Here is a 20,661-nt window from a genome sequence, read left to right on the forward strand (position 1 = left end):
GCCGTCCCCTGGGCCTACGCTGAACTTATGAGCAACCACAGCGGACGCCGCCAGGTAGCGGGCCTTCCTCACTGGGACCGCTGCGCGGTCATGGGAGTCGTGAACGTCACCCCCGACTCCTTCTCCGACGGCGGCCGCTGGTTCGACACGACGACCGCCGTCAAGCACGGCCTCGACCTCGTCGCCCAGGGCGCCGACTTGGTCGACGTCGGCGGCGAGTCCACCCGGCCCGGCGCCACCCGCGTCGACGAGGCGGAGGAGCTCAAGCGCGTCATCCCCGTGGTGCGCGGCCTCGCCGCCGAGGGCGTCACCGTCTCCGTCGACACCATGCGCGCCTCCGTCGCCGAGCGCTCCCTGGCGGCCGGCGCCGCACTCGTCAACGACGTCAGCGGCGGCCTCGCCGACCCCGGCATGGTCCCCGTCGTGGCCGCCGCCGGAGCACCGTTCGTCGTCATGCACTGGCGCGGCTTCCTGGAGGGCGGCAACGTCAAAGGCGTGTACGCCGACGTGGTCACCGAGGTCGTCGACGAACTCCACGCGCGCGTGGAGGCCGTCCTGGAGGGCGGTATCGCCGCCGACCGGGTGATCGTCGACCCCGGCCTCGGCTTCTCCAAGGACGCCGGCCACGACCTGGCCCTGCTCGCCCACCTCGACCGCCTCCTGGGCCTCGGCCACCCCGTGCTGGTCGCTGCCTCCCGCAAGCGATTCCTCGGCCGTGTCCTGGCCGGCCCGGACGCCCCGCCCCCGCCCGCGCGGGAACGCGACGCGGCCACCGCCGCCGTCTCCGCCCTCGCCGCTCAGGCCGGAGCCTGGGCGGTCCGCGTCCACGAGGTCCGTGCGACCGCGGACGCCGTCCGGGTCACCCGTGCGATAGAACAGGCGCGTACGGCGCCGCCCACCCCCTCCGAACCCGGCGCACACGGCGCAGAAGGAGCCCGGTGACCGCACCCCACACCGACGTCGAGCAGGTCGAAGCCGCCAACACCGCCTTCTACGAGGCGCTGGAGCGGGGCGACTTCGAAGAGGTCGCGTCGCTCTGGCTCACCCCGGCCGACCTCGGCGTCGACGAGACGTACCACGACCCCGCGGACAGCGGAGTCATCTCCTGCGTACACCCCGGTTGGCCCGTACTCACCGGACGCGGCGAGGTGCTGAGGTCGTACGCCCTGATCATGGCGAACACCGACTACATCCAGTTCTTCCTCACCGACGTGCATGTCTCCGTCACCGGCGACACCGCCCTGGTGACCTGCACCGAGAACATCCTCAGCGGCGGCCCCGCCCCGGAGGCCGGAGAGGAGCTCGGGCCGCTGGTCGGTCAGCTCGTGGTCGCCACCAACGTGTTCCGGCGCACACCGGCCGGCTGGAAGCTCTGGTCGCACCACGCCTCCCCGGTCCTCGCCGAGGAGGACGACACCGAGGACGACGACACCCCGGGCACCCCGACCTGAAAAGCCCCGCGTGGCAGGAATCACGGCGGCGACCCCGAAACCGCCACCGGACGGTGACCTCCCGCCGTCCGCAGGGCAAACGGACGGTGAAGGCTCCGGACACCGGCGCGCGGCGACACCCCGGGGCACCGGCAGTGTCGGCGACCGCAGGTAGATTCGGGAGGGCAGGCCGGTGTGCCTCCGCACAGAGCACCGACCGGCCGGACCGACGATTGCAGGAGTGATTCGCGTGGATCGTGTCGCGCTGCGCGGCCTGAAGGCCCGCGGGCACCACGGTGTGTTCCCGAAGGAACGCGAGGAGGGCCAGACCTTCATCGTGGACCTCGTCCTCGGCCTGGACACCAGGCCGGCCGCGGCCGACGACGACCTGACGAAGACGGTGCACTACGGCATGGTGGCCGAGGAGGTCGTGGCCGTCGTCCAGGGCGAGCCCGTCAACCTCATCGAGACGCTCGCCGAGCACATCGCCCAGGTCTGTCTGAAGCACGATGTGGTGCAGGAGGTCGAGGTGTGCGTCCACAAGCCGGACGCGCCGATCACCGTGCCCTTCGACGACGTGACCGTCACCATCACCCGGAGCCGCGTATGACCAGGCCGTCCACCACGGGCCACACCGACCCGACCGTCCAGCCCGTCCCCGCCTCCGTGGTCGAGCAGGTCGACGCCGCCGACAGCACCCTGCAGAACCCCAAGCGGGCCGTGGTCTCCCTCGGCGCCAACCTGGGCAACCGCCTGGAGACCCTCCAGGGAGCCGTCGACGCCCTGGAGGACACCCCGGGCATCCGGGTCAAGGCGGTCTCCCCGGTGTACGAGACGGAGCCCTGGGGCGTCGAGCCCGGCAGCCAGCCCTCGTACCTGAACGCGGTTGTGGTCCTCAGGACCACCCTGCCCCCGTCCTCCCTGCTGGAGCGGGCGCACGCGGTGGAGGAGGCCTTCCACCGGGTCCGGGACGAGCGCTGGGGCCCGCGCACCCTGGACGTGGACATCGTCGCCTACGCCGACCTCCACTCCGACGACCCCGGGCTCACCCTCCCCCACCCGCGCGCCCACGAACGCGCCTTCGTGCTCGCCCCCTGGCACGACATCGATCCCGAGGCGGAACTCCCCGGCCGCGGACCGGTCGCCGACCTTCTCGGGACGGTCACCCGCGAAGGCGTCATGCCCCGCACGGACCTGGAACTCCGGCTGCCCGAGTAGCCGTTAAGGTCAAGACGACCACTTTCCGGGGCACCGGTCCGGGGGAACGCGAAGGGACACCGTGAAAGAGCTGCGCATCAGGGTGCTGGCCGGCGTCTTCGTCGCCGCGGGGCTCCTGTCCTGGGCCGGCGCCCGCCTGTGGAACTCCTTGGGGACCCTCCCGAGCGTGCCGGTGGCCGCCCCCATCGTCCTCGCCCTGATCGCGGCGGTCCTCGCGGCCACCGCGCTCAACCTCCGCGCCCGCCTCAAGGCCCAGCGCGAGCGGCAGCACGACGCCAAGGGGGTCGACCCGCTGATGGCGGCCCGCGCGGTCGTCTTCGGGCAGGCCAGCGCACTGGTCGCCGCGCTGGTCGCCGGCATCTACGGCGGCACGTTCGTCTTCCTGCTGGAGTTCCTGGACATCCCCGCCCGCCGCGACCAGGCCATCTACGCCGGCTTCTCGGTGCTGGCAGGGATCGGAGTCATAGCGGCCGCCATGTTCCTGGAACGCGTCTGCAAACTCCCGGAGGACGACGACAACAACCACGGCCCGGGCACGGCACCGGCGGCCTGAACGCGGCACACGGCCGATGGCGGCGCACGCGTCGCGTCAGCGGGCCATGATCAGGCTCATCGCCTCGTTGCGCGTCGCCGCGTCGCGCAGCTGACCGCGGACTGCCGAGGTGAGGGTCTTCGCGCCGGGCTTGCGGATGCCTCGCATGGACATGCACATGTGCTCGCACTCCACCACGACGATCACCCCGCGCGGCTCCAGGATCTCCATCAGGGAGTCCGCGATCTGCGTGGTGAGTCGCTCCTGCACCTGGGGGCGCCGGGCGTAGACGTCCACGAGCCGGGCCAGCTTGGAGAGCCCGGTGATCTTGCCGCTGGTGGACGGGATGTACCCGACGTGCGCCACGCCCCTGAACGGCACCAGATGATGCTCACAGGTCGAGTAGACCTCGATGTCCTTGACCAGCACCATCTCGTCGTGGCCGAGGTCGAAGGTCGTCGTCAGGACGTCCTCGGGCTTCTGCCACAGGCCCGCGAAGATCTCCCGGTACGCCCGCGCCACCCGTGCCGGGGTCTCCAGCAGGCCCTCCCGGTCCGGGTCCTCGCCGACCGCGATGAGGAGCTCGCGTACGGCGTTCTGGGCCCGCTTCTCGTCGAACTCGCCGATGGGGGCTATGCCGTCCAGCGTCACGGGGTCGGTCATGGATGCCTCGTTCCTGTGCCTTCACGCGTGGGGCACGCGTCTCAAGTGCGGGTACGCGAATCAACTGCGGGTACGCGAAATGCCGCGCCTCCCAGGCTAGAACCAGGGGGGCACGGCATCCATTCCGGGCCCGGTGGGGCAGACCGGGAGCCTTGGATCAGCTCTCCGGGCGTTCCTCCGGGGTCCGCTCCGACGCAGGGCCGGCGGGCTCCGCCGTGGTGCTCTTGGCGGTGCTGATGGCCGGCGTCGCGCCGTTCGCCCCGTTGGTGAGGGCCAGCTCCTTGGGAGAGAGGACCGGCGGGCGGGTGGACGGCGTACGCCGCGAGGAGCCGGTCCAGGCGGGCCTGGGCGGGCGCTTGACGATCGGCGCGAAGATCTCGGCGATCTCCTCCTTGCCCAGCGTCTCCCGCTCCAGGAGGGCCAGGACGAGGTTGTCGAGGACGTCGCGGTTCTCGACCAGGATCTCCCATGCCTCGTTGTGCGCGGTCTCGATGAGCTTCTTGACCTCTTCGTCGACCAGCGCGGCGACCTCTTCCGAGTAGTCCCGCTGGTGAGCCATCTCACGGCCGAGGAACGGCTCGCTGTTGTCACCGCCGAACTTGATCGCACCCAGACGCTCGGTCATGCCGTACTGCGTGACCATCGCGCGGGCCAGGCCGGTGGCCTTCTCGATGTCGTTGGCGGCGCCGGTGGTCGGGTCGTGGAAGACGAGCTCCTCCGCCGCGCGGCCGCCGAGCATGTAGGCCAGCTGGTCCAGCATCTCGTTGCGCGTGGTGGAGTACTTGTCCTCGTCCGGCAGGACCATGGTGTAGCCGAGGGCACGGCCTCTCGACAGGATGGTGATCTTGTGGACCGGGTCGGAGTTCGGTGAGGCCGCCGCGACCAGGGCGTGTCCGCCCTCGTGGTACGCGGTGATCTTCTTCTCCTTGTCCGACATGATCCGGGTCCGCTTCTGCGGGCCCGCCACCACACGGTCGATCGCCTCGTCCAGCATGTGGTTGTCGATCAGCTTCTGATCGCTGCGCGCGGTCAGCAGCGCGGCCTCGTTGAGCACGTTGGCCAGGTCGGCACCGGTCATGCCGGGGGTGCGGCGGGCGACGGCCGACAGGTCGACGTCCGGGGCGACCGGCTTGCCCTTCTGGTGCACCTTGAGGATCTCCAGCCGGCCCTGCATGTCCGGGCGGTCGACCGCGATCTGGCGGTCGAAGCGGCCGGGCCGCAGAAGGGCCGGGTCGAGGATGTCCGGCCGGTTCGTCGCGGCGATGAGGATCACACCGCCCTTGACGTCGAAGCCGTCCATCTCGACGAGGAGCTGGTTCAGGGTCTGCTCGCGCTCGTCGTGACCGCCGCCGAGGCCGGCGCCGCGGTGACGGCCGACCGCGTCGATCTCGTCGACGAAGACGATCGCCGGGGCGTTGGCCTTCGCCTGCTCGAACAGGTCACGGACCCGGGAGGCACCGACACCGACGAACATCTCGACGAAGTCGGAGCCGGAGATCGAGTAGAACGGCACCCCGGCCTCGCCCGCGACGGCACGTGCGAGCAGGGTCTTGCCGGTTCCGGGCGGGCCGTACAGCAGCACACCCTTGGGGATCTTGGCGCCGACGGCCTGGAACTTCGCCGGCTCCTGCAGGAACTCCTTGATCTCGTGGAGCTCCTCGACGGCCTCGTCGGAGCCCGCGACATCGGCGAACGTCGTCTTGGGCGTGTCCTTGGTGATGAGCTTGGCCTTGGACTTGCCGAAGTTCATGACGCGGGAGCCGCCGCCCTGCATCTGATTCATCAGGAACAGGAAGACGACCACGATCAGGACGAACGGCAGCAGCGACAGCAGAATGCTGACGAACGGGTTCTGCTTGGACGGCGAGACCGTGTAGCCGTCCGGGATCTGCTCGTTCTGGAACTTGTCCTGCAGCGTAGCGGCGATGGTGACGCCCTGATCGCCGATGTAGCTCGCCTGGATCTTCGAGCTGTCCTCGACCTTCTGGCCGTCCTTGAGCTGGACCTTGATGGTCTGTTCGTCGCCGGTGGTCAGCTTGGCCTGCTCGACCCTGTTCTCATTGATCGCCTGGACGACCTGGCCTGTGTCCACCGTCTTGTAGCCGCCCGACGAGCCGACGACCTGCATCAACACGACCACGGCAAGGACGGCCAGCACGATCCACATGACCGGCCCACGGAAGTATCGCTTCACGTCCATCCATACGGAGCGGTGCCGCCCCGTCCCTCCTGCCATAGTGAGTTTGATAAAGGCTGTTCTTCGGACGGTACCCCAGCATTGTCCCCCGAAGCTGTGGGGGACAGCCGGCAATCGCGTCCACGCATGCTCCAACGCCGCGGAGCCCGCCGGGGTTCCCGATCAAGTACGGCGGGCCGCGCCCCGGGGTTCAGCCGCCGTAGACGTGAGGGGCGAGCGTACCGACGAACGGAAGGTTGCGGTACTTCTCGGCGTAGTCCAGGCCGTAACCGACGACGAACTCGTTGGGAATGTCGAAGCCGACCCATTCCACGTCGATGGCGACCTTGGCGGCCTCGGGCTTGCGCAGCAGCGTGCACACCTCGAGGGAGGCGGGCTCGCGCGAGCCGAGGTTGGAGATCAGCCAGGACAGGGTCAGTCCGGAGTCGATGATGTCCTCGACGATCAGGACGTGGCGGCCCTTGATGTCGGTGTCGAGGTCCTTCAGGATCCGTACCACACCGGAGGACTGGGTGCCCGCCCCGTACGAGGATACGGCCATCCAGTCCATGGTGACGGGGGTGGACAGCGCCCGGGCGAGGTCGGCCATCACCATCACCGCGCCCTTGAGCACGCCGACGATCAGCAGGTCCTTGCCCGCGTACTCCGCGTCGATCTTCGCCGCCAGCTCGGTCAGTTTGGCGTCGATCTCTTCCTTGGTGATGAGCACCTTCTCGAGGTCGGCACCCATGTCTTTCGCGTCCACCCGCATCACTTTCGGTCGTCCTACCGGCCGGTCCGGTCCGCCCCGCGACTCGTACGGGTCGGTGGGGTCCGGATTCAGCCCTGCCGAATCACCAGTCTGCCACCCTGCCGGCGGGCGACGACCCGGCCGGGGAGATTGATGGCTCCCTGACCGTGCCAGCCGGTGATCAGCCGGTCGACCTCCTCGATGTGGCGGGCGAACAGCGAACCGGCCGGGGATCCGGCCTCGATGGCGGCGCGGCGCAGTACGCGGCGGCGCACGGCGGGCGGCAGGGCGTGCAGTGCGGCACATTCCAGGCGGCCGTCGGCGTCCCGGACGCCGGCCTCGGCCCGGCCGGCCCATGCGTCGAGGGCGTCGGCGTCGTCGCGGGAGAGCTGGGCCGTGCGGGCGAGGGCCTCGACGACGCCCTTGCCGAGGGCCTTCTCCAGGGCGGGCAGGCCCTCGTGGCGGAGCCGGGAGCGGGTGTAGGCGGGGTCGGCGTTGTGCGGGTCGTCCCAGACGGGGAGGGACTGGACCATGCAGGCCTTGCGGGCGGTCTGCCGGTCGAGCTGAAGGAAGGGGCGCCGGTAACGGCCGTCGGCCCCCGAGACCGCGGCCATTCCGGACAGGGAGCGGATGCCGGAGCCGCGGGCGAGGCCGAGCAGGACGGTCTCGGCCTGGTCGTCGCGGGTGTGGCCGAGCAGGACGGCGGCGGCGCCGTGCCGCTCGGCGGCGGTGTCCAGGGCGGCGTAGCGGGCGTCCCGGGCGGCGGCCTCGGGTCCGCCGTCGCGGCCGACGGTGACGGCGACGGACTCGACGGGATCGAGGCCGAGTTCGCGCAGCCGCACGACGACTTCGGCGGCGCGCAGGTCGGAGCCGGCCTGGAGGCCGTGGTCGACGGTGACGCCGCCGGCGCGGATGCCGAGCCGGGGGGCTTCGAAGGCGAGGGCGGAGGCGAGCGCCATGGAGTCGGCGCCGCCGGAGCAGGCCACCAGCACGAGCGGGGAGGAGGGCCGCTCGTGCGGATGCCGGCCGGGCGTTCGGCCGTGGTCGTCGAGGATGTCGGTCAGGACGCGGCGGACCGCCAGGCGTATCGCCGCGACCGCAGGATGGGGACCCATGTCCGGTTCCCTTCATGAAGTTTTCGGGGGGTGAGCCCGAGGTTCGGTCACGCAGAGTGTGTAGATGGTGACAGAACCGGGCCGTTCCCCGAGCATTGCACGCCTGCCCAGGGCCCACGGTCCCTCGGACGGGTGATTGGAGGGGCGCCCGTCTGCCATCGGCCGGATCCGTCGCATGACAGGGAGCGCGGGGCTCACGCTTCCGGTTTGCGGTGCACCCGGGCGATCCAGTCCGCGGGTTTGGAGATCTCCGCCTTGGTCGGGAGCGTGTTGGGGGAGGTCCACACCCGGTTGAAGCCGTCCATGCCCACCTCCTCGACGACCGCACGCACAAAGCGTTCGCCGTCGCGGTACTGCCGGAGCTTGGCGTCCAGGCCGAGCAGCTTGCGCAGGGCCATGTCCAGGCGGGAGGCGCCTTTGGCCCGGCGCTGTTGGAACTTCTCCCGGATCTCGGCGACGGTCGGCACGACCTGGGGGCCCACGCCGTCCATCACGAAGTCGGCGTGGCCCTCCAGCAGTGACATGACGGCGGTGAGCCGGGCAAGGATCTCGCGCTGCGCGGGCGTCTGCACGATTTCGACGAGGGAGCGGCCCTCCTCCTCGCCCTCCTCGCCCTCGGGGCGCCCGCCGACGAGCGACTGGGCGGCTTCGCGGACGCGTTCCAGGACGGTCATGGGGTCGACGTCGGTCTCCTCCAGAAACGACTGGATCTCGCCCTCCAGATGGTCCCTCAGCCAGGGCACGGCGGTGAACTGGGTGCGGTGGGTCTCCTCGTGGAGGGTCACCCACAGGCGGAAGTCGTGCGGTTCGACATCGAGTTCGCGTTCGACATGGACGATGTTGGGAGCGACGAGCAGCAGCCGTCCGCCGCCGTTCGCGCCGGCCGGCAGGTCGCGGGTGTCGGGGGCGAAGGTCTCGTACTGGCCGAGGACGCGGGAGGCGAGGAACGACAGCAGCACGCCCAGTTCCACACCGGTGACCTTGCCGCCGACGGCGCCGAGGACGGCGTTGCCGGGGCCGCTGCCGCGGCGTTCCTGCATCTTGTCCAGAAGCGGCTTGAGGAGTTCGCGGAAGCCGGCGACGTTGGCCCGGACCCAGCCGGGGCGGTCGACGACGAGGAGAGGGGTGTCGTGGGTCTCCTCGGTGCCCAGACGAGTGAAGCCCCGGACGTGTTCCTCCGAGGCCTGCGCGTGCCTGCGCAGTTCCGCGACGACGGCGCGGGCCTCGTCACGGCTCACGTCGGGGCCCGGTCGCATGAGCCGGGTCGCGGTCGCGACCGCGAGATTCCAGTCGACCATCCCGGAGGAGGCAGCACCACCGATGCTCGTCATGCGTCAACGGTACGTGAGTGGCCCGGTTCGGGGCAGGGCGGCGAGGTGGCGGGGGTGCCGGTCGCGGGGCCGTGGGGGTGTGGGGCATTCGGGTTGTCGCCCCCGCCGCCCCTTCCCCTCCCGTCCCTCGGGGCTTCGCCCCCAGAACCCCCGTGCGCCCGCGTGGCGGAGCCCTTTCAGGTCACCGGCTCCGGTCACCGGCAGCCGCAGGCTGCCAGGGCCGTGGCGGCCTTGTCCATGGCGGTCTGGGCCGCTGCCGGGCCGGGGGTGTTGTTCGCCAGGAAGGCGAAGGCCAGGAGGCGGCCGTCCTTGTCGACGACGGTGCCCGCGAGAGTGTTCACGCCGGTGAGCGTCCCGGTCTTGGCGCGTACGACGCCGGCCGCGCCCTCGGTGTAACGGCCGGCGAGGGTGCCGGTGAAGCCGGCGACGGGCAGGCCGGTGAGGGCGGGGCGCAGTTCGGGGTGGGCGGGGTCACCGGCCTTGACGAGCAGGGCGGTGAGGAGGTCGGCGGTGAGTTTGTCGCGGCGGTCCAGGCCGCTGCCGTCCTTGACGGCGATGCCGGCGCCCTTCACGGGGAGACCGAGGTGCGTGAGGCGGGCGATGATCGCCGCACCCCCGCCGGCGAAGTCGGCGGTGCCTCCGGTGGCGAGGGCGGTGTGCCGGGCGAGGGCCTCGGCGAGGTCGTTGTCGCTGTTGGTCAGCATCCGTTCGACGAGGGCGGCGAGCGGGGGCGAGGCGACCGTGGCCAGAGTGATGGCCCGGGTGCTCGCCTTTGACGGGCCGGGCGGAGTGGCCTTGATGCCGTGCTTCTCGAGGAGCTCGCCGAACTTCCGGGCGGCGTCGGCCGCCGGGTCCGCGACCCGCGGGGCGGGGCCGCTGGTGGAGTCGTCGGTGCGAGCCTCGTCGACCATCAGGGGGGTGACGGCGGAGAGGTTCGGATTGACCCCGATCGGGTGCATCGTGGCGCCCTTGTAGAGGGTCGTGTCGTAGGACAGCGTCACGTCGCGCACACCGCGCTTGGCCAGGGCGGCCGCGGTCCGCTCGGCGAGGTCGTGCAGCCCTGCGAGGCCCCGGGTCTTCTTGCGGGCGGTGAGCGTGGGATCGCCGCCGCCGACCAGGACGACCTCCTCGGTGTCGGGTTCGTACACCGCGCGGGTGGTGAGGCGGTGGTCGGGGCCCATCGCGGAGAGCGCGGCGACGGCGGTGGCGATCTTCGTGGTCGAGGCCGGGATCAGGGCGTCGTCGGAGCCGGTGCCGTACAGCCGCTCGCCGGTGGCCACGTCGACGACGGCCGCGGAGCGGCGGCCGAGGACCGGGGACTTCAGCAGCGGGCCGAGTACGCCGGCGAGGCTCTTCGCGGCGGGCGCGGACCGGGCGGCGGTGGCGGTGCCGCCGAGGCCGGTGAGCACCGAGGCGGCCGGCGGGGCGGCCTGCGGTCCCCGGGGCGGCGTACCGGCGTGGGCGCGGCTGCCGCCGTGATCTGCGCCACGCGAGGCTTCCAGGGCCACGGCCCGGTGGCGCTCGGCCGTACGCTGACCCGAGGAGTCCCAGGGACCGGCGGCGGTCACCACTCCCGCGGCCAGCGCCAGACCGGCGGTGGCGGCGGTCGCGGTGAACTGCCAGGTCTTCGGCCGCGGGACCCGCGGTGATCCCGGCCGGTCCGGCCGTGCGGACCGTGGCCCGAGGGCCGCGGCGATGCGCCCCGGACGTGGTCGTACGCTGTCCGCGGCCCGGGCGAGACGCTGCCGTACGGCGTCCGCGATCCGCACGACATGCGGTCTCGCGGCCCGCCAAGGCCTCAGCTCTGGCACGACCACCAGCCCCTTTCGCGATCACACACCTGCGTGAGGGACACTTAATCACCAGAACTATGTGCTGATCAGGGAGGAGCGTCCGGTGGAGTTCGACGTCACGATCGAGATCCCGAAGGGTTCGCGGAACAAGTACGAGGTGGACCACGAGACGGGTCGGATCCGGCTGGACCGTCGGCTCTTCACCTCGACCGCCTACCCGACCGACTACGGCTTCGTCGAGAACACCCTCGGCGAGGACGGAGACCCGCTGGACGCGCTGGTCATCCTGGACGAGCCGACGTTCCCGGGCTGCCTGATCCGCTGCCGCGCGATCGGCATGTTCCGCATGACGGACGAGGCCGGAGGCGACGACAAGCTGCTGTGTGTCCCGTCGACGGACCCGCGTGTGGAGCACCTGCGCGACATCCACCACGTGTCGGAGTTCGACCGCCTGGAGATCCAGCACTTCTTCGAGGTCTACAAGGACCTGGAGCCGGGCAAGTCGGTCGAGGGCGCCAACTGGGTGGGCCGGGTGGACGCCGAGGCCGAGATCGAGCGGTCCTACAAGCGTTTCAAGGAGACGGGCGGCCACTGAGGCCTCCCCCGCTGCGAGACGCAGAACGGGCCGTACGCGCGCGTGCGGCCCGTTTTGTCGTGCGTGCGCATACTGAGGCAATAGGGGGCGATGGGAGGGGGCAAGAGGAGGGGCTGGTAAGGGAACGGTCCTACGGACGGTGACGTACAGGGAGCGAAGGGCAAGTGACGGACGCGGAGGACCGCAAGCCGCAGACGGACGAGGCGAGGAGTGCGTTCACGCCGCCCGCCGGTGTCGCGGCGCAGGCGGAGGGCGATGCGTCGACGACGTCCGAGTTCGCGCTTCCCGAGGGGCTGGAGGTCTCGAAGTCGGACACGGAGTCCGAGACGACCTCGGAGTTCTCGGTGCCGGACGGCCTGGAGGTGGCGCCGCCGCAGTCCACCGAGTCCGAGGGTTCGGCGTTCAACCCGCCCAGTACGTACAGCTCGAAGCAGCCGCCGCCGTCGTTCACCCCGCCGAGCGGTGTGCCGGCGGTCAGGCTCACACGGGACGTGCCGTGGCAGGACCGGATGCGCACGATGCTGCGGATGCCGGTGACCGAACGGCCGGCGCCGGAGCCGGCGCAGCGGCAGGACGAGACGGGCCCGGCCGTGCCGCGCGTGCTCGACCTGACCCTGCGTATCGGGGAGCTGCTGCTGGCCGGTGGTGAGGGCGCCGAGGACGTCGAGGCGGCGATGTTCGCCGTCTGCCGCTCCTACGGCCTGGACCGCTGCGAGCCCAACGTCACCTTCACGCTGCTGGCGATCTCCTACCAGCCGTCCCTGGTGGACGACCCGGTGACCGCCTCCCGCACGGTGCGGCGCCGCAGCCCCGACTACACCCGTCTGGCGGCCGTCTACCAGCTGGTGGACGACCTCAGCGACGAGGAGACGCACGTCTCCCTGGAGGAGGCCTACCGGCGGCTGGCGGAGATCCGCCGCAACCGGCACCCGTACTCCGGCTGGGCGCTGACGGCGGCGAGCGGGCTCCTCGCGGGCGCGGCCTCGGTGCTCGTCGGCGGTGGCTTCCTGGTGTTCGTTTACGCGGCGATCGGCGCGATGCTCGGCGACCGGCTGGCCTGGCTGTGCGCGGGGCGGGGACTGCCGGAGTTCTACCAGTTCACGGCCGCCGCGATGCCGCCGGCCGCGATCGGGGTGGCGCTGACGCTGACGCACGCGGACGTGAAGGCGTCCGCGGTGATCACCGGTGGACTGTTCGCCCTGCTGCCCGGGCGGGCGCTGGTGGCGGGCGTGCAGGACGGTCTGACCGGCTTCTACATCACGGCGTCCGCGCGTCTGCTGGAGGTGCTGTACTTCTTTGTGGCCATCGTGATCGGGGTGCTCACGGTGCTGTATTTCGGCGTGCAGCTGGGCGCCAACCTGAACCCGGACGCGGCGCTCGTCGGCGACCCGCATCCGATGCTGCAGATCGCCGCGTCGCTGGCGCTGGCGCTCGCCTTCGCCGTGCTGCTCCAGCAGGAACGGTCCACCGTGCTGATGGTGACGCTGAACGGCGGGGTCGCCTGGGTGGTGTTCGGTGCGATGCACTACACGGGCGGCATCTCGCCGGTGGCGTCCACGGCCGTGGCGGCGGGCGTGGTGGGCCTGTTCGGGCAGTTGCTGGCCCGCTACCGGTTCGCGTCCGCGCTGCCGTACACCACGGCGGCGATCGGGCCGCTGCTGCCCGGTTCGGCCACGTACTTCGGTCTGCTGGGCATCGCGCAGAACGAGGTCGACTCGGGTCTGACGTCCCTCACGAAGGCCGTGGCACTGGCCATGGCCATCGCGATCGGGGTGAACCTCGGGTCGGAGATCTCCCGCATGTTCCTGCGGATCGGTTCCCCGGAGAAGCGCCGGGCGGCCAAGCGGACGCGCGGCTTCTGACGCCTGCGCCCTTCTGGTCCCGGCGCCTCCAGGGGCGCCTCAGTAGCCGCGGTTGTACGGCTGCTGCTGGTTCCGGTCGTGGTACTGGTCGTTGCCGTACGGCTGCTGGGGCCGCTGCTGCGGGTAGCCGCCCTGGTTGCCGTTGCCGTAGTGCTGCTGGGGCGGCGGCGGGGTGTCCGGGGTGATGCGGCGCAGCTGGGTGGTGGCGTCGTCCATCACCGCCTGGGGGTGATGCGGGACGGCGGCGGCCGGGGCCTCGGCAGCGGCGCGCTTGTTCTTCCGGCGCTCGCGCAGGTACTCGATGATGATCGGCACCACGGAGATCAGGACGATCAGGACGAGGATCGGCTCGATGTTCGTCTTGATGAGTTCGATCTGCCCGAGCCAGTAGCCCGCACAGGTGACGCCGCAGCCCCAGGCGACACCGCCGATGACGTTGTACGTGAGGAACGTGCGGTACTTCATGCGGCCGGCGCCCGCCACGATGGGGGCGAAGGTGCGCACGATCGGGACGAAGCGGGCCAGGACGATCGCCTTGGGGCCGTACTTCTCCATGAACTCGTGGGCCTTCTCCAGGTTCTCCTGTTTGAAGAGCTTGGAGTTGGGCCGGTTGAACAGCTTGGGCCCGAAGAACTTGCCGATCATGTAGCCGACTTGGTCGCCGATGACGGCGGCCAGCACGATCAGTGTGCACACCAGCCACAGCGGCTGGCTGATGTAGTTGCCCTCAGCCACGAAGAGACCCGCCGTGAACAGCAGGGAGTCGCCGGGCAGGAATGCGAAGAGTCCGGATTCCGCGAAGACGATCAGGAGGATGCCGGGGAGGCTGAACGTCTCGATCAGGTAGTCCGGGCTCAGCCACTCAGGGCCGAGCGCAAGCGTGGTCACGGGGATGTGGCTCCTGCAGCTGGGAGGTACGGGCTGGGCTGGCTGCCCAAATTATGAACGCAGCCGTCGACGCCCAGGTTCCGCGGGGGTACCCCAGCATGCACCGTCCTCGTCCCCGGAGAAAGCCGCGATCCGGCGCCGAGGGGCATCCGTGCTGGTCGTGGCCCGGACGAGAGCCGGGCCACGACCGGCTCAGGAGGTGTATCTGATGGCGTTGGCGAGGAACGCGTCCCGCATATAGGCGGCGAGACCGGGCTTCGCCTGGTCGATGTTTCGCGTGAAACGTTCGTCGGTGACGCACATGTCGCCCAGGCGGGTGTGCATCTCGTGTCCGCACTCGTAGTAGTTCCGGGAAATTCCCTGGCGGTGGGCCTCGGCGGCGTCCATCGCCGCCTCGGAGTCCGCCGGCTCGCCCGCCTCCATCAGCCCGACGAAACGCCGGGTGAGCTCGTCGGACTCGCGCTGGATCCGCTGCCAGTCCTCCTTGGTGTAGGAGGCCGTCCGCTGCTGCGACTGACGGTAGGCGTCGGTGTTGCCCCAGCGCTCCTGCACCTCCTCCTCGTAGGCATCCGGGTCGAAGTCCCCGAACACCTCGAATTTCTCCTCGGGTGTCAGATTGATCCCCATCCTGCGTGCCTCCATGGCCTGTTCCACGGCCGCCGCCATCTTCCGCAGTCTCTCGATCCGGACGGTCAGCACCTCGTGCCGGCGGCGCAAGTGTGCGCGCGGGTCCGCGTCCGGGTCGTCGAGCAGGACGGCGACCTCCTCGAGCGGGAAGCCGAGCTCGCGGTAGAACAGGATCTGCTGCAGCCGGTCGAGGTCGGCGTCGCTGTAGCGCCGGTGCCCGGCCCCGCTGCGCTCGCCGGGCACGAGCAGGCCGATGCCGTCGTAGTGGTGCAGGGTGCGCACCGTGACGCCGGCGAAGCCGGCCACCTGTCCCACGGAGTAGCTCACTTCCGCTCCTTTCCCTTCCGCGGTCCAGCCTGGGTCCTTACGCGACGTGAGGTGCAAGCGGGTTCCCGATTTGTCCGTCTGATCCGTTTATCGTGTGCGCGTGGCCCAGGACAGCGCGCAGCCCGCACCCCCCGCCCCTGCGGCGACCGCGGCGCGCGCCCTGCTGCCGACCATCGTTCCGGCCCTGCTGGTGGGCGTGGGGACGAGTCTGGTCCTGCTCGGGGTGAGTACGGCGGCGGAGGAGTTACAGGACGTCCTCTGGCAGACCCTGCCCGACGCCCTCGGCGTCGGCCGGTACTCCGTGCTGTGGATGTTCGTGATGCTGTTCGCCACCGGAGTAGCGGTCGGCCTGGTGGTGTGGAAGGCCCCGGGCCATGCGGGCCCCGACCCCGCGACCACCGGCCTCGACGCGCCGGTGCTGCCGCTCGGGGTGCTGCCGGGGCTGCTGCTGGCGACCGCGCTCGTGCTGGCCGGCGGGCCGAGCCTGGGGCCCGAGAACCCGATCATCGCCGTGAACGTCTCGCTGGCGGTGTGGGCGGGCCTCCGGGCCTTTCCGCAGACGGGGGAGCGCGGCTGGGTGGCGCTGGCGGAGGCCGGGACGATCGGTGCGCTGTTCGGTACGCCGGTGGCCGCCGCCCTGGTCATCTCGGAGGCGCTGGCCGGGCAGCGGATCAAGGGGCAGCTGTGGGACAGCCTCTTCGCGCCGCTGCTGGCCGCCGGGGCGGGTGCGCTCACCGCCTCGCTGGTGTCGCAGCCGAGCTTCGATCTCCCTCTGCCGCCGTTCGGGCGGCCCGGCTGGGGCGACCTGCTGGCGTCGCTGGTGGTGGCCTCGGCGGGCGCGGCGCTCGGCATGCTGGCCGTCTACGCCTTCCCGTACGTCCACGGGGCCTTCGCGCGGCTGCGGCATCCGATGCTGATGCTTCCGGCCGGCGGTGTGGTGCTGGGCGCCCTTGCGGCCCTGGGTGGGCATCTGACGCTGTTCAAGGGGCTCGACGAGATCGCGGAACTGGCGCGCGATCCGGACGGCTGGACGGCGGGCGAGTTCGCCACGATGGCGGTGGTGAAGCTGGCGGCGCTGCTCGTCGCCGCGTCCTGCGGCTTCCGCGGCGGGCGGATCTTCCCTGCCGTGTTCGTGGGCACGGCGCTGGGACTGTGCACGCACGCCGTGGTGCCCGGGGTGCATCCGGCGGTGGGCGTGTCGGCGGCCGTCCTGGGGATCCTGCTGGCCATCACGCGGCAGGGCTGGGTGAGCCTGTTCGTCGCCGCCGTCCTGGTCGCCGCCCCCGGGATTCTGGCGCTGCTGTGCGTCGCCTCCCTGCCGGCCTGGCTGCTGGTCACGGGCCGCCCCCATATGCAGCTGCGGCCGGACGGAACGGCCGTCCGGTGAGCAGCGGCCGTCCATGGATCCGTACGGCCCTCACGGGATCCCCGACACCGCACCACGGAGTCAGCCATGCCGCTCCACAGAGCCACGCAGCACGACGAGCGCCCCATGTCCGTCAACCCCTTCGTGGGGCCGGCGAACCCGGTCGGGGACATGACCGAGGCGCCGCCCCGGCACCGGATGCCCGCCGCGCCCATGGCGCCCTCGACGGCGTATCAGCTGGTGCACGACGAACTGATGCTGGACGGCAACGCGCGGCTGAACCTCGCCACCTTCGTGACCACGTGGATGGAGCCGGAGGCCGGTGTCCTGATGGCGGAGTGCCGGGACAAGAACATGATCGACAAGGACGAGTACCCGCGCACGGCCGAGCTGGAGCGGCGCTGTGTGGCGATGCTCGCCGATCTGTGGCACGCGCCCGATCCGTCGGCGGCCGTGGGCTGTTCGACGACCGGTTCGAGCGAGGCGTGCATGCTCGCCGGGATGGCGTTGAAGCGGCGCTGGAGCCGGCGCGCTCCCGCGCGGGAGGCCCGGCCGAATCTCGTCATGGGCGTCAACGTCCAGGTCTGCTGGGACAAGTTCTGCACCTTCTGGGAGGTGGAGGCGCGTCAGGTGCCCATGGAGGGCGAACGGTTCCACCTCGATCCTCAGGCCGCCGCCGAGCTGTGCGACGAGAACACCATCGGGGTCGTCGGCGTCCTGGGCTCCACCTTCGACGGGTCCTACGAACCGATCGCGGAGCTGTGCGCGGCGCTGGACGGGCTCCAGGAGCGCACCGGCCTCGACATCCCCGTGCACGTCGACGGGGCGTCCGGCGGGATGATCGCGCCCTTCCTCGACGAGGACCTGGTGTGGGACTTCCGCCTTCCGCGCGTGGCGTCGATCAACACCTCGGGGCACAAGTACGGGCTGGTGTACCCGGGTGTCGGATGGGCGCTGTGGCGGGACGCGGACGCGCTGCCGGAGGAGCTGGTCTTCCGGGTGGACTACCTGGGCGGCGACATGCCCACCTTCGCGCTGAACTTCTCCCGCCCGGGCGCCCAGGTCGTGGCCCAGTACTACACCTTCCTGCGGCTCGGCCGGGAGGGCTACCACGCGGTGCAGCAGGCCGCGCGGGATGTCGCGCGGGGCTTGAGTGAACGCATCGAGGCGACGGGCGACTTCCGGCTGCTCACCCGGGGCGACCAGCTCCCGGTGTTCGCGTTCACCACCGCGCCGGAGGTTTCGGCGTACGACGTCTTCGACGTGTCCCGGCGGATGCGGGAGCACGGCTGGCTGGTGCCCGCGTACACCTTCCCGGCGAACCGCGAGGACCTCTCGGTGCTGCGGGTGGTGTGCCGCAACGGCTTCTCGGAGGACCTCGCGGACATGTTCGCCGAGGACCTGAACCGCCTCCTGCCGGACCTGCGCCGCCAGCCGGGCCCCCTCACCCACGACAGAAACGCGGCCACCGGCTTCCACCACTGACCGGTCCGCACTGCGGCAGCCTGTCCCGGACAGGGCTCCGACCACGCCGGACAGCCCCTCCCCTGTCCGGGACAGCCGTATCTGCTGGCTTTCCTCCCACTCGCCGACAATCTTGAGGCTGTCGGTCAGGAGCTGCACCCAGCCGGATCCGGAAGCGGTCCGCGGTGCGGCTGCTCCGCGGTCCGGCAACAGTCAGGTACGTGATCATCCATTTCGGAGGGGGAGCAATCGTGCGCGTAGGACGGACTTTTGCGAGCGGGCTGTTCGGTGCCGCGCTTGTCCTGGCCCTGGCCGGCTCACCGGCCTCTGCGGCCGACGGTGTTCAGCGAGCGAACGTGGTCGGCGGGAGCGGTCCGGATTCCCGGGCCTGTGGGCTCAGCGACTGGAACGCCACCGCCTGCTTCGAGCCGTACGGTGAACGGTTCTGGCTCAAGGACGAGGACGCTGACGGCCTCCCCGTCGCCATCAAGTGGTGGTACAGCAACCCGGGCTACCCGAGCCGCAGCGGTGTGATCTACAACGACCACGGCAAGGCCGCCGGCTGGACGAACGTCAACAAGAGTTTCGAGGAAAACGGCCAGATCACCTACGAACTCTGCGAGTTCGACGTACCCACGAAGTCCACCGACAACTGCTGGGGCACGGGGTGGTCCCACACCTGATCCGCCGGGCGCAGGCGGCCACGGGGGCATGGAAGGGCCCGTAGCCCCCAGCGGAACCGTGGTGCCTCTCCCGGCCGAGCGGAGAGGCACCGTTCCGTTCACCGGCTGAGCCGCGCGAACCGGCGTACCGCCAGTGGGAAGAACACCGCGAGGAGCGCGAGCGGCCAGGCGATGGCGGCCCAGGCGTGGCCCGGTTCGCCGCCGGGGCTGCCGAAGAGGTCGCGTACGGCCGTGGCGGTCTGGGAGAGGGGGTTCCACTGGACGACCGTGCCCAGCCAGTCGGGCATGGACTTCGGTTCGGCGAAGGCGTTGGACAGGAAGCCGACCGGCCAGACCAGGATCTGCACGGCCTGCACCATCTCCGGTTTCCCGGCCACCAGCGCCAGGTGGATGCCGATCCACAGCATGGCGAACCGGAGCAGCAGGAGCAGTCCCACGGCGCCCAGGAAGCCCGCCGGGCCGCCATGGGTGCGCCAGCCGAGCGCGGCGGCGACGGCGAGCAGCACCGCCAGGCCGAGCGCCGACTGGAGCATGTCGGCGGCGGAACGCCCGACGAGGACCGCGCCGTTGGCCATGGGCATGGAGCGGAAGCGGTCGATGACGCCCTTGTTGAGGTCCTGGGTGACGGCGACCATCGTGCCCTCCAGGCCGAAGGCCATGGTGAGCGCGAGCATGCCGGGCACCAGGAAGTCGAGGTAGGCGCCGCTCACGCCCCGGCCGCCGCCGACCAGGTAGCCGAACATCAGCAGCAGCATCACCGGGAAGACCAGGTTCACGACGACCGCGACGGGCTGCCGCCCCCAGCGGGCGAGTTCGCGCCGGGTCATGGTCCAGGAGTCGGTCAGCGCGTAGGTGGTCATACGGCCTCCTTCGTTCGGTTGTCGGGCCCGGTCAGATGGAGGAACACCTCGTCGAGCGTGGGCCGGCGCAGGGCGATGTCCTCGGCCTCGATGCCCGCGTCCTGCAGCGCGCGGACGACCCCGGTGAGGGCGGCCATGCGGTCGGTCACCGGGGCGCTCAGCAGCCGCCGGTCGGTGTCCACCGTGACCGCGTCCTTCGGTACGGGCAGCAGGGCGACGGCCGCGCCCAGGTGCCCGGCGTCCCGCAGCACGACGTCGATGCGGTCGCCGCCGATGGCCGCCTTGAGTTCGTCGGCCGTGCCGTCGGCAATGACGCGGCCGGCGTCCACCACGCTGATGCGGTCGGCGAGCTGGTCGGCCTCCTCCAGGTACTGGGTGGTGAGCAGGACCGTCGTGCCGCCGCCGACCAGGGAGCGGACGGAGTCCCACACCTCCGCGCGGCCGCGCGGATCGAGGCCCGTGGTCGGTTCGTCCAGAAAGAGCACCTCCGGTTCGGTGATCAGGGATGCGGCGAGGTCGAGGCGGCGCCGCATCCCGCCGCTGTACTGCTTGACCGCCTTGGACCCGGTGCCGGAGAGGTCGAAGCGCTCCAGCAGTTCGTCCGCACGCGCGCGTGCGCGCCGCGCGCCCAGGTGGTGCAGCCGGCCGAACAGTTCCAGGTTCTGCCGGCCGCCGAGTTCCTCGTCGAGCGCCGCGTGCTGGCCGAGCAGGCCGATGCGCAGCCGTACGGCGTACGCCTCGCGCACGACGTCGTGCCCCGCCACCTCGATGCGGCCCGCGTCGGGGCGCAGCAGGGTGGCGAGGATCCTCACCAGGGTGGTCTTGCCCGCGCCGTTGGGCCCGAGCACCGCGTGCACCGTGCCGCGCCAGACCGTGAGGTCGAGCCCGTCCAGTGCGGGGCTGCCGTTTCCACCGCCGCTTCCGCCGTATGTCTTGCGTGCTTCCTCGACGGTGATCGCCGCGTCGGCCACAGGGACTCC

20 protein-coding genes are annotated in these 20,661 nt (G+C 71.1%); 10 read left to right on the forward strand and 10 right to left on the reverse strand.

Annotated features, from left to right (window positions below):
• Positions 1 to 27: 27 nt before the first annotated feature.
• From folP to AB0L56_RS04720, 5 genes are all read left to right on the forward strand, one after another.
• On the forward strand, positions 28 to 942 hold the full coding sequence (gene folP / locus AB0L56_RS04700) for a dihydropteroate synthase (RefSeq protein WP_361035552.1): 915 nt from the start codon (positions 28 to 30) through the stop codon (positions 940 to 942).
• Positions 939 to 1,451 carry a nuclear transport factor 2 family protein gene (locus AB0L56_RS04705; RefSeq protein WP_361035549.1) on the forward strand — a complete coding sequence of 171 codons (513 nt, stop codon included), beginning with the start codon at positions 939 to 941 and terminating at the stop codon, positions 1,449 to 1,451. Before folP ends, AB0L56_RS04705 begins: the two co-directional genes overlap by 4 nt.
• A gap of 229 nt (positions 1,452 to 1,680) precedes the next feature.
• Positions 1,681 to 2,040 carry a dihydroneopterin aldolase gene (folB, locus tag AB0L56_RS04710; protein WP_365418982.1) on the forward strand — a complete coding sequence of 120 codons (360 nt, stop codon included), beginning with the start codon at positions 1,681 to 1,683 and terminating at the stop codon, positions 2,038 to 2,040.
• Positions 2,037 to 2,648, forward strand: a complete 612-nt coding sequence (gene folK / locus AB0L56_RS04715) for a 2-amino-4-hydroxy-6-hydroxymethyldihydropteridine diphosphokinase (RefSeq protein WP_365418985.1) — start codon at positions 2,037 to 2,039, stop codon at positions 2,646 to 2,648. The genes folB and folK overlap by 4 nt, the downstream gene beginning before the upstream one ends.
• 61 nt (positions 2,649 to 2,709) lie before the next feature.
• Entirely contained in the window at positions 2,710 to 3,201 is a 492-nt protein-coding gene (locus tag AB0L56_RS04720) for a DUF3180 domain-containing protein (RefSeq protein WP_361035540.1), read from the forward strand.
• Positions 3,202 to 3,237: 36 nt separating this feature from the next.
• Here AB0L56_RS04720 and folE read toward each other — a convergent pair whose 3' ends face one another.
• From folE to dacB, 6 genes are all read right to left on the reverse strand, one after another.
• Positions 3,238 to 3,843: a GTP cyclohydrolase I FolE gene (gene folE, locus AB0L56_RS04725; RefSeq protein ID WP_361035537.1), complete on the reverse strand. Its 606-nt coding sequence runs from the start codon at positions 3,841 to 3,843 to the stop codon at positions 3,238 to 3,240.
• 157 nt (positions 3,844 to 4,000) lie between these two features.
• Positions 4,001 to 6,043 (reverse strand): ATP-dependent zinc metalloprotease FtsH, encoded by a 2,043-nt coding sequence (gene ftsH / locus AB0L56_RS04730; protein WP_361035632.1) that lies wholly within the window; start codon positions 6,041 to 6,043, stop codon positions 4,001 to 4,003.
• 187 nt (positions 6,044 to 6,230) lie between these two features.
• Positions 6,231 to 6,791 carry a hypoxanthine phosphoribosyltransferase gene (gene hpt / locus AB0L56_RS04735; RefSeq protein WP_361035629.1) on the reverse strand — a complete coding sequence of 187 codons (561 nt, stop codon included), beginning with the start codon at positions 6,789 to 6,791 and terminating at the stop codon, positions 6,231 to 6,233.
• A gap of 68 nt (positions 6,792 to 6,859) precedes the next feature.
• On the reverse strand, positions 6,860 to 7,885 hold the full coding sequence (tilS, locus tag AB0L56_RS04740) for a tRNA lysidine(34) synthetase TilS (protein ID WP_361035534.1): 1,026 nt from the start codon (positions 7,883 to 7,885) through the stop codon (positions 6,860 to 6,862).
• Positions 7,886 to 8,079: 194 nt separating this feature from the next.
• Positions 8,080 to 9,216, reverse strand: a complete 1,137-nt coding sequence (locus AB0L56_RS04745) for a zinc-dependent metalloprotease (RefSeq protein WP_361035531.1) — start codon at positions 9,214 to 9,216, stop codon at positions 8,080 to 8,082.
• A gap of 194 nt (positions 9,217 to 9,410) precedes the next feature.
• Positions 9,411 to 11,033: a D-alanyl-D-alanine carboxypeptidase/D-alanyl-D-alanine-endopeptidase gene (gene dacB / locus AB0L56_RS04750; protein WP_365418989.1), complete on the reverse strand. Its 1,623-nt coding sequence runs from the start codon at positions 11,031 to 11,033 to the stop codon at positions 9,411 to 9,413.
• Between the two features lie 79 nt (positions 11,034 to 11,112).
• On the opposite strand from dacB, the gene AB0L56_RS04755 reads away from it, so the two are divergent.
• Both AB0L56_RS04755 and AB0L56_RS04760 read left to right on the forward strand, forming a co-directional pair.
• The gene (locus AB0L56_RS04755) at positions 11,113 to 11,604 is read left to right on the forward strand and encodes an inorganic diphosphatase (protein ID WP_030828087.1); all 492 of its coding nucleotides are present in this window, start codon (positions 11,113 to 11,115) and stop codon (positions 11,602 to 11,604) included.
• 164 nt (positions 11,605 to 11,768) lie between these two features.
• Positions 11,769 to 13,466: a threonine/serine exporter family protein gene (locus AB0L56_RS04760; protein WP_365418992.1), complete on the forward strand. Its 1,698-nt coding sequence runs from the start codon at positions 11,769 to 11,771 to the stop codon at positions 13,464 to 13,466.
• Between the two features lie 39 nt (positions 13,467 to 13,505).
• Here AB0L56_RS04760 and AB0L56_RS04765 read toward each other — a convergent pair whose 3' ends face one another.
• Together AB0L56_RS04765 and AB0L56_RS04770 are read right to left on the reverse strand one after the other, a co-directional pair.
• Entirely contained in the window at positions 13,506 to 14,354 is an 849-nt protein-coding gene (locus AB0L56_RS04765) for a VTT domain-containing protein (protein WP_361035520.1), read from the reverse strand.
• A gap of 192 nt (positions 14,355 to 14,546) precedes the next feature.
• Positions 14,547 to 15,308 carry a MerR family transcriptional regulator gene (locus AB0L56_RS04770; RefSeq protein ID WP_365418995.1) on the reverse strand — a complete coding sequence of 254 codons (762 nt, stop codon included), beginning with the start codon at positions 15,306 to 15,308 and terminating at the stop codon, positions 14,547 to 14,549.
• A gap of 100 nt (positions 15,309 to 15,408) precedes the next feature.
• Here AB0L56_RS04770 and AB0L56_RS04775 point away from each other — a divergent pair, with 100 nt between their 5' ends.
• From AB0L56_RS04775 to AB0L56_RS04785, 3 genes are all read left to right on the forward strand, one after another.
• The gene (locus AB0L56_RS04775) at positions 15,409 to 16,695 is read left to right on the forward strand and encodes an ion channel protein (RefSeq protein ID WP_365418998.1); all 1,287 of its coding nucleotides are present in this window, start codon (positions 15,409 to 15,411) and stop codon (positions 16,693 to 16,695) included.
• A 66-nt stretch (positions 16,696 to 16,761) separates the two neighbouring features.
• Positions 16,762 to 18,159, forward strand: a complete 1,398-nt coding sequence (locus AB0L56_RS04780) for a glutamate decarboxylase (protein WP_365419001.1) — start codon at positions 16,762 to 16,764, stop codon at positions 18,157 to 18,159.
• A gap of 230 nt (positions 18,160 to 18,389) precedes the next feature.
• On the forward strand, positions 18,390 to 18,821 hold the full coding sequence (locus AB0L56_RS04785; RefSeq protein ID WP_365419004.1) for a hypothetical protein: 432 nt from the start codon (positions 18,390 to 18,392) through the stop codon (positions 18,819 to 18,821).
• Positions 18,822 to 18,919: 98 nt separating this feature from the next.
• Here the strand turns inward: AB0L56_RS04785 and AB0L56_RS04790 are convergent, their stop codons facing one another.
• Both AB0L56_RS04790 and AB0L56_RS04795 read right to left on the reverse strand, forming a co-directional pair.
• Positions 18,920 to 19,681, reverse strand: coding sequence for an ABC transporter permease (locus tag AB0L56_RS04790; protein ID WP_361035505.1), 762 nt, complete (start codon positions 19,679 to 19,681; stop codon positions 18,920 to 18,922).
• Positions 19,678 to 20,652, reverse strand: a complete 975-nt coding sequence (locus AB0L56_RS04795; protein ID WP_365419007.1) for an ATP-binding cassette domain-containing protein — start codon at positions 20,650 to 20,652, stop codon at positions 19,678 to 19,680. The genes AB0L56_RS04790 and AB0L56_RS04795 overlap by 4 nt, the downstream gene beginning before the upstream one ends.
• Between the last annotated feature and the right edge of the window lie 9 nt (positions 20,653 to 20,661).

This window comes from Streptomyces sp. NPDC052079, from assembly GCF_040680275.1.
In the GTDB taxonomy this organism is placed as follows: domain Bacteria; phylum Actinomycetota; class Actinomycetes; order Streptomycetales; family Streptomycetaceae; genus Streptomyces.